Below are 14,943 nucleotides of genomic sequence, written 5' to 3'. Positions count from 1 at the left end.
GCTTACCTTAAGGATGTGTTGGAACGATTGCCGACACAGAAAGCGAAGGACATTACTGAGCTTCTGCCTCATCGTTGGCAAGCGCCAAACGACACCAAGAATTAACACAATGCCCCGACAAAATCGGGGCATTGAACGTTTAAAAACGGAAGTCAATCGGAGTTCACCGGACGCTTACTTTAATATGTAGAAGTTCAGACCAAATCTGACAAATGAGTTGCAAAAAGAGAGTTTCCCGTTTGAATAAGAGGTGCGNGGCGTCATCTTCAAAAAGTTTCGCTTGTAGGTCAGGGAGCTGTTCGCTACGTTTAGCAAAGTTGATACGTCTTAAGATCGCCAACTCCATCTTCACTTGTTCGTAAGCGCTCAGAACACGACGATAGGCCAGATCCTTTTCTTCCACCTGTGCTGCTTTTTTTACAATCAATGCGTCTTGTTGAGCAATTAAGGCTTGTTGTTGCAGCACGAGTTCGCGCAACTGCTCAGCAGTTAACTGGGATAAATCAGAGGAAAGAAAAGCAAAAGAATTCGGCATAAGACGTAGTATGCCTTATGCCGATAAAATAAGCGATACCGAGAATACCTAATTGACAAGATCGCCCCACTTAGCTCACGATCAAACTAACAATAACGATAGATACCGGCTTCACCTAAACGATGCCAAGGCAGCCCCAAGGCTAAGGCCTGCAGTTGTTCTGCCGACAGTGCCGGATTCATCCGTGAGCCTGCACCGTGAAAGCGTCCTTCATGTAGTCGACGAACACATAGCCACGACCCCATCGCATCGTGCATGAGTAATTTAAGAAGCGTGTGCGTGCGATTCATAAACACATAGGCTTCGTGAGGTGCCACCTGACCAAAGCGCTGAATTGCCTTAGTGCGCAAGGTATCCATCCCCGCTCGTAAATCTGTCGCCTCACTCACCAGGATGATTTTATCTAGTGCCAGTAGGCTAGACGCTTGCTCTTGAATTCCCACTCGTTGGGCGGTCTCAATACGCATTAAAGACGGCATTGATTTCTCCTAACATACACAAAACCATAGTGTCGCGCAATTTAGCAGGAATGAATACATGTGTTCACCGGACGCTTACGGCCATGACCCTTATGCTTACCTTAAGGATGTGTTGGAACGATTGCCGACACAGAAAGCGAAGGACATTGCTGAGCTTCTGCCTCATCGTTGGCAAGCGCCAAACGACACCAAGAATTAACACAATGCCCCGACAAAATCGGGGCATTGAACATTTAAAAACGGAAGTCAATCGGAGTTCACCGGACGCTTACTTATGAGTTTTGTTCATATGGCATCAACACATTCATTTATTAGAAAATTTCAACTCATAAGCCAATAAAAAAGGCGAACACAAAGTTCGCCCTCATATAACTTTATTCGCTACAAATTATTGTAACGCGATTTCTACGTCAACACCTGCTGGTAAGTCTAAACGCATTAATGCATCAACTGTTTTATCTGTAGGATCAACGATATCCATTAGACGTAAGTGTGTACGAATTTCAAATTGGTCACGTGATGTTTTGTTCACATGTGGTGAACGTAATACATCATAACGTTTAATACGTGTAGGTAATGGTACTGGACCATGAACAACAGCACCTGTGCGTTTTGCTGTTTCTACGATTTCAGCTGCTGACTGGTCGATTAATTTGTAGTCAAAAGCTTTTAAACGAATACGGATTTTTTGGTTTTTCATTTGAAAATACAACCTTAAAAGAACGAGTTAAAAAGAACGATGAAATTAAAGAACATCGTAAACCATTTATGGTCATGGATAAATTGGCTACCCTTATCAGGGGTAGCCAACTATTTTACTGCTAATTCAAAACTTTAAACAAGCTAAGAATTATTTAGTGATTTTAGAAACCACACCGGCACCGACTGTACGGCCACCTTCACGGATCGCAAAGCGTAAACCTTCTTCCATCGCGATTGGCGCAATTAACTCAACATCCATCGCTACGTTATCGCCTGGCAATACCATCTCTTTATCCGCTGGTAACGTAATTGTACCTGTTACGTCTGTTGTACGGAAGTAGAACTGTGGACGGTAACCTTGGAAGAATGGGGTATGACGACCACCTTCTTCTTTCGATAAAATATACACTTCTGCTGAGAAGTTTGTATGTGGCTTGATTGAACCTGGTTTCGCTAACACTTGACCACGCTCTACGTCTTCACGTTTTGTACCACGTAGTAATAAACCAACGTTGTCACCCGCTTGACCTTCGTCAAGTAACTTACGGAACATCTCTACGCCTGTACATGTTGTTTTCGCTGTTTCACGAATACCAACAATTTCAATCTCTTCACCCACTTTAATGATACCACGCTCAATACGGCCTGTTACCACTGTACCACGACCTGAAATTGAGAAAACGTCCTCTACTGGCATCAAGAATGTACCATCCACTGCACGCTCTGGTGTTGGAATGTATGAGTCTAATGCTTCCGCTAGCGCTAAAATCGCTTGTTTACCTAATGGACCTTCGTCGCCTTCTAACGCTAATTTCGCAGAACCTTTAATGACTGGCGTATCATCACCTGGGAAGTCGTATTTTGATAACAACTCACGCACTTCCATTTCCACTAACTCTAATAACTCTTCATCATCTACCATGTCGGCTTTGTTTAAGAACACGATGATGTAAGGTACGCCTACTTGGCGTGATAATAGAATGTGCTCACGTGTTTGTGGCATTGGACCGTCAGCGGCTGAACATACTAAAATCGCTCCGTCCATTTGCGCTGCACCTGTAATCATGTTTTTTACATAGTCAGCGTGACCTGGGCAGTCTACGTGTGCATAGTGACGTGTCGCTGTTTCATACTCTACATGTGAAGTATTAATCGTAATACCACGTGCACGCTCTTCAGGTGCCGCATCAATCGCCGCATAGTCTTTCGCTTCACCACCGAACTCTTTCGATAAGACAGTAGTAATCGCTGCTGTTAATGTGGTTTTACCGTGGTCTACGTGACCAATTGTACCTACGTTTACGTGCGGTTTGGTACGTTCAAACTTTTCTTTTGCCATGATTTATATTTCCAATAAATTATGTATAAATTAATTAAGTGTAAGCCTTCGTATTATAACAGAGAAGGCTTACGGTTTTGTAAATTACTTGCTACGTGCGCTAACTACTTCATCAGCAACATTTTTTGGAGCTTCAGCATAATGTTTGAATTCCATTGTATATGTTGCACGACCTTGAGTTAGAGAGCGTAAGTTAGTAGCATAACCAAACATCTCAGCTAGAGGAACTTCTGCTTTGATGATTTTGCCACCACCAACCATATCGTCCATACCTTGAACCATACCGCGACGAGATGATAAATCACCCATTACAGTACCAGCATAGTCTTCTGGAGTTTCTACTTCAACTGCCATCATAGGCTCTAAAAGCACTGGGCTTGCTTTACGCATACCCTCTTTGAACGCCATAGAAGCAGCCATACGGAACGCATTCTCATTTGAGTCAACGTCATGGTATGAACCGAATGTTAACGTAACTTTAACATCAACAACTGGGTAACCTGCTACCACACCTGCTGATAATGTTTCTTGAACACCCTTGTCAACGGCTGGGATGTATTCACGAGGAACCACACCACCTTTAATTTCGTCAACAAATTGGTATCCATCGCCACCTGGTTCTAGTGGTTCTAGTTTTAGAACTACGTGACCATATTGACCACGACCACCAGATTGTTTAACGAACTTACCTTCAACGTTTTCAACAGTTTTACGAATTGTTTCACGATAAGCTACTTGTGGTTTACCGACATTAGCTTCAACGTTAAATTCACGTTTCATACGGTCAACAATAATCTCTAGGTGCAACTCACCCATACCAGAAATAATTGTTTGACCAGATTCTTCGTCTGAACGTACACGGAAAGAAGGGTCTTCTTGCGCTAAACGAGATAATGCCAAGCCCATTTTCTCTTGGTCAGCCTTAGATTTTGGCTCTACTGCTTGAGAAATAACTGGCTCTGGGAACTCCATACGCTCAAGAATAATTGGTGCGTCTAAGTCACATAGTGTTTCACCTGTTGTCACTTCTTTTAAACCAACAACAGCAGCGATGTCACCAGCCAATACTTCTTTGATTTCTTCACGATTATTTGCGTGCATTTGTAGAATACGACCAATACGCTCTTTTTTACCCTTAACAGAGTTAAGAACAGTGTCACCACTATTTAATACACCAGAATAAACGCGAATGAACGTTAATTGACCAACGAATGGGTCAGTCATTAATTTGAACGCAAGTGCAGAGAATTTTTCTTTATCATCCGCTTTACGCTCTAGTTTGTTACCGTCCTCATCTTCACCTTGTACTGGAGGAATATCAACAGGTGATGGTAAAAATTCGATAACGGCGTCTAGCATACGTTGTACACCTTTGTTTTTGAACGCTGTACCACATAACATCGGCTGAATTTCACATGCAATCGTACGCTGACGTAAGGCTTTAATAATATCTTCTTTAGACAAATCGCCTTCTTCAAGATATTTGTTCATCAACTCTTCATTAGCTTCTGCGGCAGATTCAACCATTAGGTTACGGAATTCTTCTGCTTTATCCTTTAAGTCAGCAGGAATGTCTTGATACTCAAATTTAGTACCCTGGCTCGCCTCATCCCAAATAATCGCTTTCATTTCGATTAAGTCGACAACACCTTTAAATAAATCTTCTGAACCGATAGGAATAACGATTGGCACTGGATTAGCACGTAAACGTGTTTTTAATTGGTTGTAAACTTTATAGAAGTCAGCACCGGTACGATCCATCTTGTTAACAAATGCTAAACGAGGAACACGATATTTGTTTGCTTGACGCCATACAGTTTCAGACTGAGGTTGAACACCACCCACAGCACAATAAACCATACATGCACCGTCAAGTACACGCATAGAACGTTCTACTTCAATCGTAAAGTCTACGTGTCCTGGGGTATCGATAACGTTAATACGGTGTTCTGGATAATTACCAGCCATGCCACGCCAGAAAGCCGTTGTTGCAGCAGAGGTAATGGTAATACCACGCTCTTGCTCTTGCTCCATCCAGTCCATTGTTGCCGCACCGTCATGTACCTCACCAATTTTGTGATTTACACCAGTGTAGAACAAAATACGTTCTGATGTTGTAGTTTTACCAGCGTCAATATGCGCTGAAATACCGATATTACGGTAGCGATTGATTGGGGTTTTACGAGCCATTGTAGAGTCCTTTGATTACCAACGGAAGTGAGAGAACGCTTTATTGGCCTCTGCCATTTTATGCGTATCTTCACGTTTTTTCATTGCTGCACCACGACCTTCTGATGCGTCAATTAATTCACCTGCAAGACGTAAATCCATTGATTTTTCGCCACGTTTTTTAGCAGCTTCACGCACCCAACGCATAGCCAACGCTAGACGACGAACTGGACGCACTTCTACAGGAACTTGATAGTTAGCACCACCAACACGGCGGCTCTTAACTTCAACGATAGGTTTTACGTTGTTGATTGCTAGATTAAAAACTTCGATAGGCTCTTTGCCTGTTTTTTGAGCTACTTGCTCTAACGCACCATAAACGATACGCTCTGCAACAGCTTTCTTACCTGAAAGCATTACAACGTTCATAAATTTTGCAAGTTCTACGCTACCGAATTTTGGATCAGGTAGAATCTCACGTTTGGGAACTTCGCGACGACGAGGCATCTTTTACTTCCTTTAATTGTGTCTATTTCAGTTGAACCACTTACGTGGCCACGGCTGCCTATTAACAAGAGCAACCCCTTACATACCGCAGTATAAATTTTACGCAGCTGCGGCTGCACGCTAACCACCCATGGGCAGGAAGCATTAAAAACTAACTACTAAGCTTTCTTAGGACGTTTAGCACCGTATTTAGAACGAGCTTGTTTACGATCTTTAACACCTTGAAGGTCTAAAGAACCGCGAACGATGTGATAACGTACACCTGGTAAGTCTTTTACACGACCACCACGAACAAGAACTACACTGTGCTCTTGTAAGTTGTGACCTTCACCACCGATATATGAAATTACTTCAAAACCGTTAGTTAGACGAACTTTAGCAACCTTACGCATCGCTGAGTTAGGTTTTTTTGGAGTAGTGGTATACACACGAGTGCAAACACCACGGCGTTGTGGGCAATTTTCTAGAGCTGGGCTCTTGCTGCTCACGCGGCTAGTTTCGCGCGGTTTACGCACGAGTTGACTAATGGTAGGCATGTCTTATCCTATTAATGTACTGTGTTGTACGAGTTTATATAATGTCTGTTTTACGTGCTGACTTTAATGCACGATTGCTACGGTATTTTTACAAATACAATGCAAACACTTAAAACTGGGTTAAGATTTTAAGTAGACTACTAGCATTTTTTACTAGTAGCCCACTAAATTAGCATTTTTTCGTGCATACGTCAATATTTATGTCTCTTTTTTTCCTATAAAACAAAGTCTTGGCTAAATTTTCACTACTTTTGCTGAGCTCTGCAAATAATTGTTATGGTTACTTTTAATCTTAAGCCACTCTCCCATATTTTTAATAACCGTAAATTTATTACTAATAGTTACTGGATAAAATCAATCTATGTTAAAATGCCAATGGCTTTTAGATTCCATAAAAAAAATCTATATATTCACATGCAAAATATGAGTAATTAAATAAGAGGAAGTAAGAGGAAGGCAATATGTTAATTGCGTCAGTAGAAGATGATCCAATTCAAGCAAATTTAGTTAAACAAACTCTCACTCAAAGTGGTCACCAAGTAGAGCAATTTGTCACAGGGAAAGAGTTTTTAAGCGCACTTAACAGCAATAAAAATCGCTATAACTTATTTCTACTAGATTGGGAGCTACCTGATGTCACAGGCGTGGAGTTATTAGTATGGATTCGCAATAATATTGGTCCTCAAGTGCCTATTATTTTTGTGACTAACCGCACTGAAGATGCAGACCTCTTACAAGCATTTCAATTAGGTGCTGATGATTATATTAACAAGCCATTTAGCCCAGCTATTTTAAGCGCTCGTGTGAATGCAAACTTACGTCGCAATACAGCCACAACACAAGTTCAATCTGAGGTTGTGGTAGGTCCTTATCGCTTTGATAATAATGCCCGTAAGGTTTACTTACATGGTGAGCCCATCGTATTAGCACCAAAAGAGTTTGAATTAGCTAGCCTATTCTTTAGAAACATTGGTCGTTTATTCTCTCGCGACGCCTTAAGCTCTACAATTTGGAACCGAGAAATTCCAGCTACTTCTCGCACACTAGACACACATTTATCGAACGTTAGACAAAAGTTAAAAATCCATCCAGAAAATGGCGTACAGATTGTTGCTTCTTATGCTCTTGGCTACCGTTTAGAACTTGTTCAAGAATAAATCTTCTCCTTCACAAAGGATTTCGTTTTTATATGTTTAGCCTTACCAGACATCTAGCTCTTGCAGTTTTAATTATAACAAGCCTTTTTTCTAGCTCTATCTCTTTGGCTCAACCAGCTGGAGCTCGAGGTGACAATTTCATTTATATTATGCAAGAAGGTGATACCTTAGGGATTATTGCTGAGCGTTTTACATCAAAACCAGGCAATTGGCGAAAAATCAAGGCATATAACAAAATTAGTCAGAACACTACTATTCCAGTAGGAAAAGAGATTCTTGTCCCCTTTAAGTTAATTGACACACTACCGGATGAGGGCAAGGTGATTGGTGTTTCTGGTGAGGTAACCATCAATAATAAAACTATCCAAATTGGTTCAATAATTAAAGAGAATGATCGCATTGAAACGGGTAATAACAGTACGGTCACTTTTAAGCTTAGTAATGATAATGTCATCGCTATTTCTCCAAATAGCCTTATCTATATTCAACACCTACGCCAATTCTGTGGTACGGGCTTAGTAGACGCTATTTTTAAAACTGAACAAGGTGAGTTTGCCGCAAATGTAGAAAGTAATAATGGTGGAGTAGGACGTTTCGAAATTAGAACGCCGGTCAGTATTACTGGTGTTAGAGGAACTTCTTTACGTAGCCGCGTTGACGAAAACGGTCATGTGATTGTTGAATTATTAAGCGGTAAAGCTGCTGTAGCAAGCTCTAAACGCCCAGCAAAAGAAACTATTGTTCCTGCCAATCAAGGCGCTGTAATTTCAGCAAAAGGTAGCATCATCAAAAACCAACTACCAGATACTGTCTCATATCAAACAGAGTTAGGCACTAATGACTTAACAGTGACATTAAATCCTATTAGTAATGCCCAATACTACCTAATTCGCTTTACACTGGATGAGAAAGGAATACTTGAATTAGCTCGTTCACAATCAACAGCAACGATTAATCACCTAGAACTACCAAATGTGAACAAATTCTATGTGCAAGTCCGAGCGATTGATAAAAAAGGCTTATCTGGTGCTGATACAGCAACGTTAGTCAGTATTCCCGTTAAATCGGAATCAGACTCTAAAGCAGGCGCCTCTTTACCAGCGGCACAATAATTTTCACTGTTTATCGTCATGATTAAATCCCTAAGTACCCGTTACAAACGTGAGTTTTTAGGGGTTTCTTTATTTGTTAGTATTATAACCTCATTGATTACTTTCTTTTTACCCATCAATGAAATGGATAATATTTTGTATGATTCTTTCCTGAGACAGTCACATCTAAGACCAGCATCTAAAGATATCGTTATTATCACTATTGACGATAAAAGTCTACAGGAACTAGGGACTTGGCCTTGGCGACGAGTGTTACACGCTCAGTTATTAAGACATCTAGAAAAGGCAAAATCCGTTGGGTTTGATATTTCTTTTTTGGGCCCATCCCATTATCCAGAAGATGATCAAGAGTTCGCTCGTGCTATAAAACAACATGGACGTGTCGTATTAGCAAGTTTTAACAATGAAAACCACTCTCCAAGCTACCCTCATGATCCTTTAACAAAGGAAGCTAACAAACTAGGCTATATTAATGTGCCTCTTGAATCCGATAGCCTTGTTCGACAAATTGAGCGTTATATCCCTGATGAATATGAGAACCAATATCACTTTAGTTTGGCTATGTTATTGGCGGCAGGTCAAGATATAGAGCTACAGAATAATTCTGACACTGCACTTAAAGCATATATACCATTCTCAGGACCACCAAATCATTACCAAACAATTTCTTATAGTGATGTGTTAAATTTTAAAGTCCCTGAGGATATGTTTGATAATAAATATGTTTTAGTGGGTGCATGGGCAACAGGGCTCGGTGACAAATTTTCCACTCCCACAGGTCGTAGCAGTATTAATATGTCGGGGGTAGAAATCTTAGCGAATGCATTACAAGCAGAAATAGAAGGCAAATGGATTCATAAAGTAAGCCCTACTATCACCTTAATCTTTTCTTTAGTATGGGTATTAATTTATTGTGTGGTGGTATTAATCTTATCACCTCGCATGGTATTTTTTGCCTCTATTTTATTGGCAACATCAGCATTAGTAACTCATTTTCTGATCTTACAATATTTGAATTTATGGGTTCGTTTAGATCCTGCTATTATTGGTGCTACTCTTGTGTATCCTTTGTGGACTTGGCGTTCTCAAGAGATTCTCCTTAAACAAATGCAAAAAGAAATTGAGAATTTGAACGCCGAAAAATCCATTATTACTATGGAACAATCATATCAACCAATTACGACTACATTATCTGGTTATAACACCTTTGATGAGCATATTAATAGATTACGTTCAGCACTAGCAAGAGTTCGAAACTTACGCCAATTTATTACTGACAGCCTAGATGGAATGCCCTATGCTACAGCAGTATTTGATGCAGACAATCAACTTTTATACTCAACAGCTATTACTGAAAAGTATTTAGCCGAACTAGGGGTTAGTTATAAAAACCCTTTAAATTTAAAAGAATTTATTCTCTTAATAACAGCTAATGAAAATATCACTAATTCTGTCATTCAACGAATTATTGAAACATCCACAATGGTATCTGATAATAGTGATACAGTGATTGAATCGAAAGAGGATATTGAGTTCAAAGATAGGGCAAATAATGACATATTAATCCGTATTGCTAATACCTATACTTCGCTAGGGCAATACTCTGGCTTTATCTTGACCCTAATTGATATTAGCCGAATTCGTGAGCAAGAGCGTCAGCGCGAGCAAACATTACACTTTCTTTCTCACGATATGAGAGCCCCTCAAAGTGCGATTCAAGCCTTAATCAAAATGCAACAAAATCCTCAAACAGCACTATCGCTAGAGGACTTCTTACGGCAAGTAAATTTACTTTCCCGTAATACACTTAATCTTGTTGATAATTTCCTATATTTGGCAAGAGCAAAAAATACCTCTTATCAGTTACTCCCTATCAATTTACTTGATTTACTGCAAAACGTAGTAGATAATTTTTGGTCTATTGCTAAAGCCAGACAAATTACACTTGCGATTGAAAGCGCCCCTGATAGTTGCTACATCATGGCAGATGGAACACTGCTTAGTCGAGCCTTTAATAATCTGATTGATAATGCCATTAAGTATGGTAAGGATGGTATGCACATTGCCTTAGCTATCACCGAGGAAAATAATTATTGGCATATTAGCATCAAAGACCAAGGGATTGGTATCGCTCAGGAAGATTTTGAGCGCATATTCCAAGTATTTGGCCGTGCCCCTCAGATGGAAACTAAGCGTATCTCTGGGTTAGGGCTAGGCTTAGCTTTTGTACATACCGTTATTGTTGGTCACCAAGGTTCAGTTACGCTTGAGAGTACTCAAGGAGTAGGTACCACCTTTCATATATACCTACCTATTTTACATGACGAAGAATCTGTTTTGCTTTAGCTAAAACAGGCATATCAACCATTTTTCCTTCGTACGAAAAAGCCGCTAGACCTGTTTCCTGAGCTTTGGCTAATACACCCTGTGCCCACGTAATCTCTTTTTCACTCGGCTCAAATACTTTATGTATCACATCAACTTGGCTAGGATGGATACAAAGAGCACCCGCAAACCCCATCGATTTGGCAAATTGCATTGATGTTTGCAACCCTTGGAGATTTTTAAAATCTGGATAAACCCCATCAAGAGGCGCTTCAATACCAGCCACATGACTATTAACAACCATTTGTGCACGCATTTGATTTAGTAGAAAAGCAGAGCCTTCTGTGCCCTCATCCATATTTAAATCCACACCTAAATCAAGTGCACCAAAAGACAAACGAGCGACACCACTCACCTGAGCAATTTCCAGCATATTTACAATCCCTTTTGCACTTTCAATAATTGGATAAACTGGTTTGCCAAGTGCAGCGACTTTAGTAATTTCTTCAGCATTTTCCGCTTTGGGCAACATCACTGTTTCAATGGCTGAATATTGACCACAAAAAGCTAAATCCTCTTCAAACCATTCTGTTTGTACAGAATTAATTCGAACCCAAATAGCTTGTTGTGGGTTCTCTTGTATAAACTGCTGTAAAGCTTGTCTTGCACTTGCTTTAGCTTCTATCGCTACAGCATCTTCTAAATCCACAATGACGGCATCAGCACCACTATTTTTGGCTTTTAATATCCTATCTGTACGAGTTGCTGGTACAAATAAAGCAGTTCTTATTAACGACATTAAATAACCCCTTTTTCTTGATAATCGGCAATTTGCTGTGCAGAAAAACCCAAAGATGACAAAATATGTTCCGTGTGTTCCCCTAATGCTGGTATTGGATCCATGCGGTAGCTATATTGATTATTTAAACCTGGGGGCAATAAGGCAGGTAATGCACCGACTGGACTTTCTACTTCAACCCAACGATTGCGGGATTTTAACTGTTGATGTTTCCAAACACCTTGCATATCATTAACACTCGCATTAGCAATCCCTGCTTTTTCTAAACGATCAATAACGTCTTCTTTGCTAAGTGTTAATAAGACCTTATCAATTTCTTGTCTAAGTGCTTGTCTATTTTTGTGACGTAAACTATTGCTTGCATAATGCTCATCGGTTGCCAACTGGGGTTGCTCTAATACATTATCACAAAATGATTTCCACTCCCGCTCATTCTGCAACCCTAACATCACTGTTTGACCTCCCGCAACCTCAAAAGGACCATAAGGATAAATAGCTGCATGAGAAGCCCCTGCTCGTTTTGGTGGTGGCGCACCATCAAAAGAATAGTACAAAGGAAAGCCCATCCATTCCACCATACTCTCAAGCATAGTGACATCAATATGGCTACCCTGTCCCGTTTTTTGTCGAAGCAATAGGGCTGACAAAATATTGCTATAAGCATACATACCCGCGGAGATATCAGCAATTGAGCAGCCTGCTTTTGCCATTTCAGCTTCCGTTCCTGTAGTGGATATAAAGCCTGATTCACTTTGAATTAATAAATCATAGGCTTTTTTCTTCTCATAAGGACCACCTTCACCATAACCAGAGATATCACAAACAATTAATTTAGGGTACGTCTGATGTAGTTCATCAAAGGATAAGCCCAATCGCTTCGCTGCTCCAGGAGCAAGGTTTTGAACTAATACATCTACTTCTGGTAATAACCTATCCAAAACCTCTCTAGCACCCTCACCTTTTAAATCTAAAGTCAGACTTTCTTTTGAGCGGTTGGTCCAGACAAAATGTGATGCCATGCCTCTTACTCTTTCATCATAACCTCGAGCAAAATCGCCCACTCTCGGACGCTCTACCTTGATTACTCTAGCACCAAGATCAGCCAATTGTCGTGTACAAAAAGGAGCGGCAATAGCATGCTCAAAACTCAATACTGTAATTCCGTCTAACGGTCTCATTCTTATTCCTTAACTGTATGCTTCTCTAATTACAATGATTTATTCAAAACTGACTTCTGCTAACTGAGCTAAAGTACCGTCTTGCTGTGCCCAGCATTGAGCTGTCTTACCATCATCATTAAAAGTACCCTCTACTTTAAATGGTTTAGGACAAATTAATGGTCTTAATCCTTTAAATTTGAAGCTTTTCACTTTTTTATCACGATTTGCTTTCACAAAAGCATCTAAGACATAAGTAGCAATCATTGGTCCATGCACGACAAGACCTGGATAGCCCTCTTGCTGAGTTGAATAAGGATAATCATAATGAATGCGGTGTCCATTAAACGTCACTGCAGAATATCTAAATAACATTGTGCTGCTAGGTTCAATATCTTCTGACCATTTAGAAGAAGGAGCTATTTCAGTACCGATTAACTTAGGTGGACTTGGTTCACGATAAACAATATCTTGCTCCTCACGAATACATAACTCACCATGTTGACTATATTCATGTAATACCGTCACAAATAATAATTTACCTGTACTGCCTTCTTTTTCTTTTATCGCTTGAATGGTTGAAACACGCATTCCTTCTTGACCAATAATCAACGGCTTAATAAAACTTAAGCGTCCCCCCGCCCACATACGATTCCTATTATCAGCAGGAGGTAAAAAGCCACCACGCTTAGGATGCCCATCAGTACCTAGCTCATTTAATGGTAAAGGATTAATAAAAAAAGCCCATTGCCATAAGAAAGGTAACGCCTCACCCTCTTGAGGAATAGGTGCATTTAAACTTAAGGCAATTTTTTTAACATGGCTTGAACTAATTATTTCACGACAACTTTCTTGTTTGCCTATCCATTTTTCAAATTCTATACTCATTATAGTTCTCTCAATTCTTATTAATAATAGAAAATTATTTAGTAACGATAGCACGTACCTTTTTTAATAGCCATTTTGATTCTATGAAAGGGGGCTTTTATATCTTTAAAGGGAAGTATCACAAACCATTGGCAAACACTATCGTGTTATCACTAATAACGATTCTATATTTCTCTCAATATGCTATTGTTTAATGAGTTAAGGCCTTTGGGATTCGGTTTTAGCATCTTCTTTCATTAGCTGAACTAAATCCTGTGCAAAAGGCGGTAAAAAATCTAACTGTCTTACACATACCTGCAATTGCCGTATTGCCCATTTATCTTTTAAATGGATAATATTTATTTGATTGTACTCTTTCTGTCTATAAGCGACACTCTCTGGAATAACACCAATTCCTACTTGAGCGGCTACCATCCGACACACCCCTTCAAATCCTCCCACTTCTACCCTAAACTTCAGTGGCATACCTAGATTATCTGCTGCTTGACGTAAAAAATGATGAATGGCACTCCATTCAGATAAACCTATATAGTCGTACCCTAATGTATCGACAAAACTGACTTCTTTATGCTGTGCCAAAGGATGATCCAACGGTGTTATTAATACCAAATTATCTTTACGATAAGGGATAAATGTTAGATGCTCATAATTAGTCGCATCAACATTGCTAGGATCAATACCAGCTAACACACCAATATCAGCTAGCCCTTCAGACACTGCTTGTACAATTCTATAACTGAGACGTTCCCTAAGCTCAACATTAACATCAGGATGCTTATGTAAATATTGACTTAATAAATTAGGCATAAATTCACTCATTGCTGTGGTATTAGCAAATACTCTTAATTTACCTTTAATACCTTGGGCAAACTCTCTCATATCTGCATTCAGATGTTCTAACTGTCGCAATACATTTGTTGAATGCTTAACAAATGCCTCTCCTGAAGGTGTCAATGTCACGCCCTGACTGCTTCGATACAGTAAATCAGTTCCCAGATTATTCTCTAAATTCTTAATACGGTTACTTGCAGCGGGCAAAGACAAAAAACTACGCTCAGCTGCCTTTGTTAAACTCTTCACTTCACTTATATTAACCATTAATTGCATATCTGCAATATCAAAGCGCATTGCCATACCAACATCCTTTTTTCAATCTTAAACTTTTGATTAAGCCTAGCTTAACAATTTTATAATAGGCAGATAAAAGATTTTTTGGCATAGTAAAGTTTTCATAAAAT

14 protein-coding genes and 1 pseudogene are annotated in these 14,943 nt (G+C 39.8%); 5 read left to right on the top strand and 10 right to left on the bottom strand.

Annotated elements, in window-relative coordinates:
- Window positions 1-105: transposase domain-containing protein (locus BQ4443_RS12285; RefSeq protein ID WP_143000619.1), on the top strand; the 105-nt coding region annotated here is incomplete at its 5' end.
- A 516-nt stretch (window positions 106-621) separates the two neighbouring features.
- Here the strand turns inward: BQ4443_RS12285 and tnpB are convergent.
- The gene (tnpB, locus tag BQ4443_RS12050; RefSeq protein ID WP_083331814.1) at window positions 622-1,014 is read right to left on the bottom strand and encodes an IS66 family insertion sequence element accessory protein TnpB; all 393 of its coding nucleotides are present in this window, start codon (window positions 1,012-1,014) and stop codon (window positions 622-624) included.
- Window positions 1,015-1,093: 79 nt separating this feature from the next.
- On the opposite strand from tnpB, the pseudogene BQ4443_RS12280 reads away from it, so the two are divergent.
- Window positions 1,094-1,213 (top strand): annotated as a pseudogene (locus BQ4443_RS12280) (transposase domain-containing protein); the annotation flags it as partial.
- Between the two features lie 189 nt (window positions 1,214-1,402).
- On the opposite strand, the gene rpsJ reads toward BQ4443_RS12280, so the two are convergent.
- From rpsJ to rpsL, 5 genes are all read right to left on the bottom strand, one after another.
- Window positions 1,403-1,714, bottom strand: coding sequence for a 30S ribosomal protein S10 (gene rpsJ / locus BQ4443_RS12045; protein WP_023950737.1), 312 nt, complete (start codon window positions 1,712-1,714; stop codon window positions 1,403-1,405).
- 150 nt (window positions 1,715-1,864) lie between these two features.
- Complete coding sequence (gene tuf, locus BQ4443_RS12040) at window positions 1,865-3,055, bottom strand: elongation factor Tu (RefSeq protein ID WP_023950739.1); 1,191 nt, start codon at window positions 3,053-3,055, stop codon at window positions 1,865-1,867.
- Window positions 3,056-3,139: 84 nt separating this feature from the next.
- The gene (fusA, locus tag BQ4443_RS12035) at window positions 3,140-5,245 is read right to left on the bottom strand and encodes an elongation factor G (RefSeq protein ID WP_071059277.1); all 2,106 of its coding nucleotides are present in this window, start codon (window positions 5,243-5,245) and stop codon (window positions 3,140-3,142) included.
- A gap of 15 nt (window positions 5,246-5,260) precedes the next feature.
- Window positions 5,261-5,731 carry a 30S ribosomal protein S7 gene (gene rpsG / locus BQ4443_RS12030; RefSeq protein ID WP_023950743.1) on the bottom strand — a complete coding sequence of 157 codons (471 nt, stop codon included), beginning with the start codon at window positions 5,729-5,731 and terminating at the stop codon, window positions 5,261-5,263.
- 158 nt (window positions 5,732-5,889) lie between these two features.
- The gene (gene rpsL, locus BQ4443_RS12025; RefSeq protein WP_023950745.1) at window positions 5,890-6,267 is read right to left on the bottom strand and encodes a 30S ribosomal protein S12; all 378 of its coding nucleotides are present in this window, start codon (window positions 6,265-6,267) and stop codon (window positions 5,890-5,892) included.
- Window positions 6,268-6,728: 461 nt separating this feature from the next.
- On the opposite strand from rpsL, the gene BQ4443_RS12020 reads away from it, so the two are divergent.
- Genes BQ4443_RS12020 through BQ4443_RS12010 form a run of 3 tightly spaced genes read left to right on the top strand, consistent with a single transcriptional unit; the run spans window position 6,729 to window position 10,882 of the window.
- Window positions 6,729-7,424 carry a response regulator transcription factor gene (locus tag BQ4443_RS12020; RefSeq protein ID WP_071059274.1) on the top strand — a complete coding sequence of 232 codons (696 nt, stop codon included), beginning with the start codon at window positions 6,729-6,731 and terminating at the stop codon, window positions 7,422-7,424.
- A 32-nt stretch (window positions 7,425-7,456) separates the two neighbouring features.
- Window positions 7,457-8,536 (top strand): FecR family protein, encoded by a 1,080-nt coding sequence (locus tag BQ4443_RS12015; RefSeq protein ID WP_071059272.1) that lies wholly within the window; start codon window positions 7,457-7,459, stop codon window positions 8,534-8,536.
- Window positions 8,537-8,554: 18 nt separating this feature from the next.
- Entirely contained in the window at window positions 8,555-10,882 is a 2,328-nt protein-coding gene (locus BQ4443_RS12010) for a CHASE2 domain-containing protein (protein ID WP_071059269.1), read from the top strand.
- Here the strand turns inward: BQ4443_RS12010 and BQ4443_RS12005 are convergent.
- From BQ4443_RS12005 to BQ4443_RS11990, 4 genes are all read right to left on the bottom strand, one after another.
- Window positions 10,848-11,660, bottom strand: a complete 813-nt coding sequence (locus BQ4443_RS12005) for an HpcH/HpaI aldolase/citrate lyase family protein (RefSeq protein ID WP_071059267.1) — start codon at window positions 11,658-11,660, stop codon at window positions 10,848-10,850. The genes BQ4443_RS12010 and BQ4443_RS12005 overlap by 35 nt on opposite strands.
- Window positions 11,660-12,838 carry a CaiB/BaiF CoA transferase family protein gene (locus BQ4443_RS12000; protein WP_023951743.1) on the bottom strand — a complete coding sequence of 393 codons (1,179 nt, stop codon included), beginning with the start codon at window positions 12,836-12,838 and terminating at the stop codon, window positions 11,660-11,662. Before BQ4443_RS12000 ends, BQ4443_RS12005 begins: the two co-directional genes overlap by 1 nt.
- Before the next feature lie 39 nt (window positions 12,839-12,877).
- Window positions 12,878-13,708 carry an HTD2 family dehydratase gene (locus tag BQ4443_RS11995; protein WP_371128790.1) on the bottom strand — a complete coding sequence of 277 codons (831 nt, stop codon included), beginning with the start codon at window positions 13,706-13,708 and terminating at the stop codon, window positions 12,878-12,880.
- Between the two features lie 195 nt (window positions 13,709-13,903).
- Complete coding sequence (locus BQ4443_RS11990) at window positions 13,904-14,839, bottom strand: LysR family transcriptional regulator (protein WP_071059265.1); 936 nt, start codon at window positions 14,837-14,839, stop codon at window positions 13,904-13,906.
- Window positions 14,840-14,943 lie beyond the last annotated feature (104 nt).

The sequence above is a fragment of the Pelistega sp. MC2 genome, assembly GCF_900099475.1.
Lineage (GTDB): Bacteria > Pseudomonadota > Gammaproteobacteria > Burkholderiales > Burkholderiaceae_B > Taylorella > Taylorella indica.
Note: the sequence above shows the minus strand (reverse complement) of the source record. Positions and strands in the feature narration are given on the sequence as shown.

Excerpts from the sequence above, each read along its gene's own strand:
- tnpB (WP_083331814.1), bottom strand. The coding sequence starts at position 1,014 with ATGCCGTCTTTAATGCGTATTGAGACCGCCCAACGAGTGGGAATTCAA.
- rpsJ (WP_023950737.1), bottom strand. The coding sequence starts at position 1,714 with ATGAAAAACCAAAAAATCCGTATTCGTTTAAAAGCTTTTGACTACAAA.
- tuf (WP_023950739.1), bottom strand. The coding sequence starts at position 3,055 with ATGGCAAAAGAAAAGTTTGAACGTACCAAACCGCACGTAAACGTAGGT.
- fusA (WP_071059277.1), bottom strand. The coding sequence starts at position 5,245 with ATGGCTCGTAAAACCCCAATCAATCGCTACCGTAATATCGGTATTTCA.
- rpsG (WP_023950743.1), bottom strand. The coding sequence starts at position 5,731 with ATGCCTCGTCGTCGCGAAGTTCCCAAACGTGAGATTCTACCTGATCCA.
- rpsL (WP_023950745.1), bottom strand. The coding sequence starts at position 6,267 with ATGCCTACCATTAGTCAACTCGTGCGTAAACCGCGCGAAACTAGCCGC.
- BQ4443_RS12020 (WP_071059274.1), top strand. The coding sequence starts at position 6,729 with ATGTTAATTGCGTCAGTAGAAGATGATCCAATTCAAGCAAATTTAGTT.
- BQ4443_RS12015 (WP_071059272.1), top strand. The coding sequence starts at position 7,457 with ATGTTTAGCCTTACCAGACATCTAGCTCTTGCAGTTTTAATTATAACA.
- BQ4443_RS12010 (WP_071059269.1), top strand. The coding sequence starts at position 8,555 with ATGATTAAATCCCTAAGTACCCGTTACAAACGTGAGTTTTTAGGGGTT.
- BQ4443_RS12005 (WP_071059267.1), bottom strand. The coding sequence starts at position 11,660 with ATGTCGTTAATAAGAACTGCTTTATTTGTACCAGCAACTCGTACAGAT.
- BQ4443_RS12000 (WP_023951743.1), bottom strand. The coding sequence starts at position 12,838 with ATGAGACCGTTAGACGGAATTACAGTATTGAGTTTTGAGCATGCTATT.
- BQ4443_RS11990 (WP_071059265.1), bottom strand. The coding sequence starts at position 14,839 with ATGGCAATGCGCTTTGATATTGCAGATATGCAATTAATGGTTAATATA.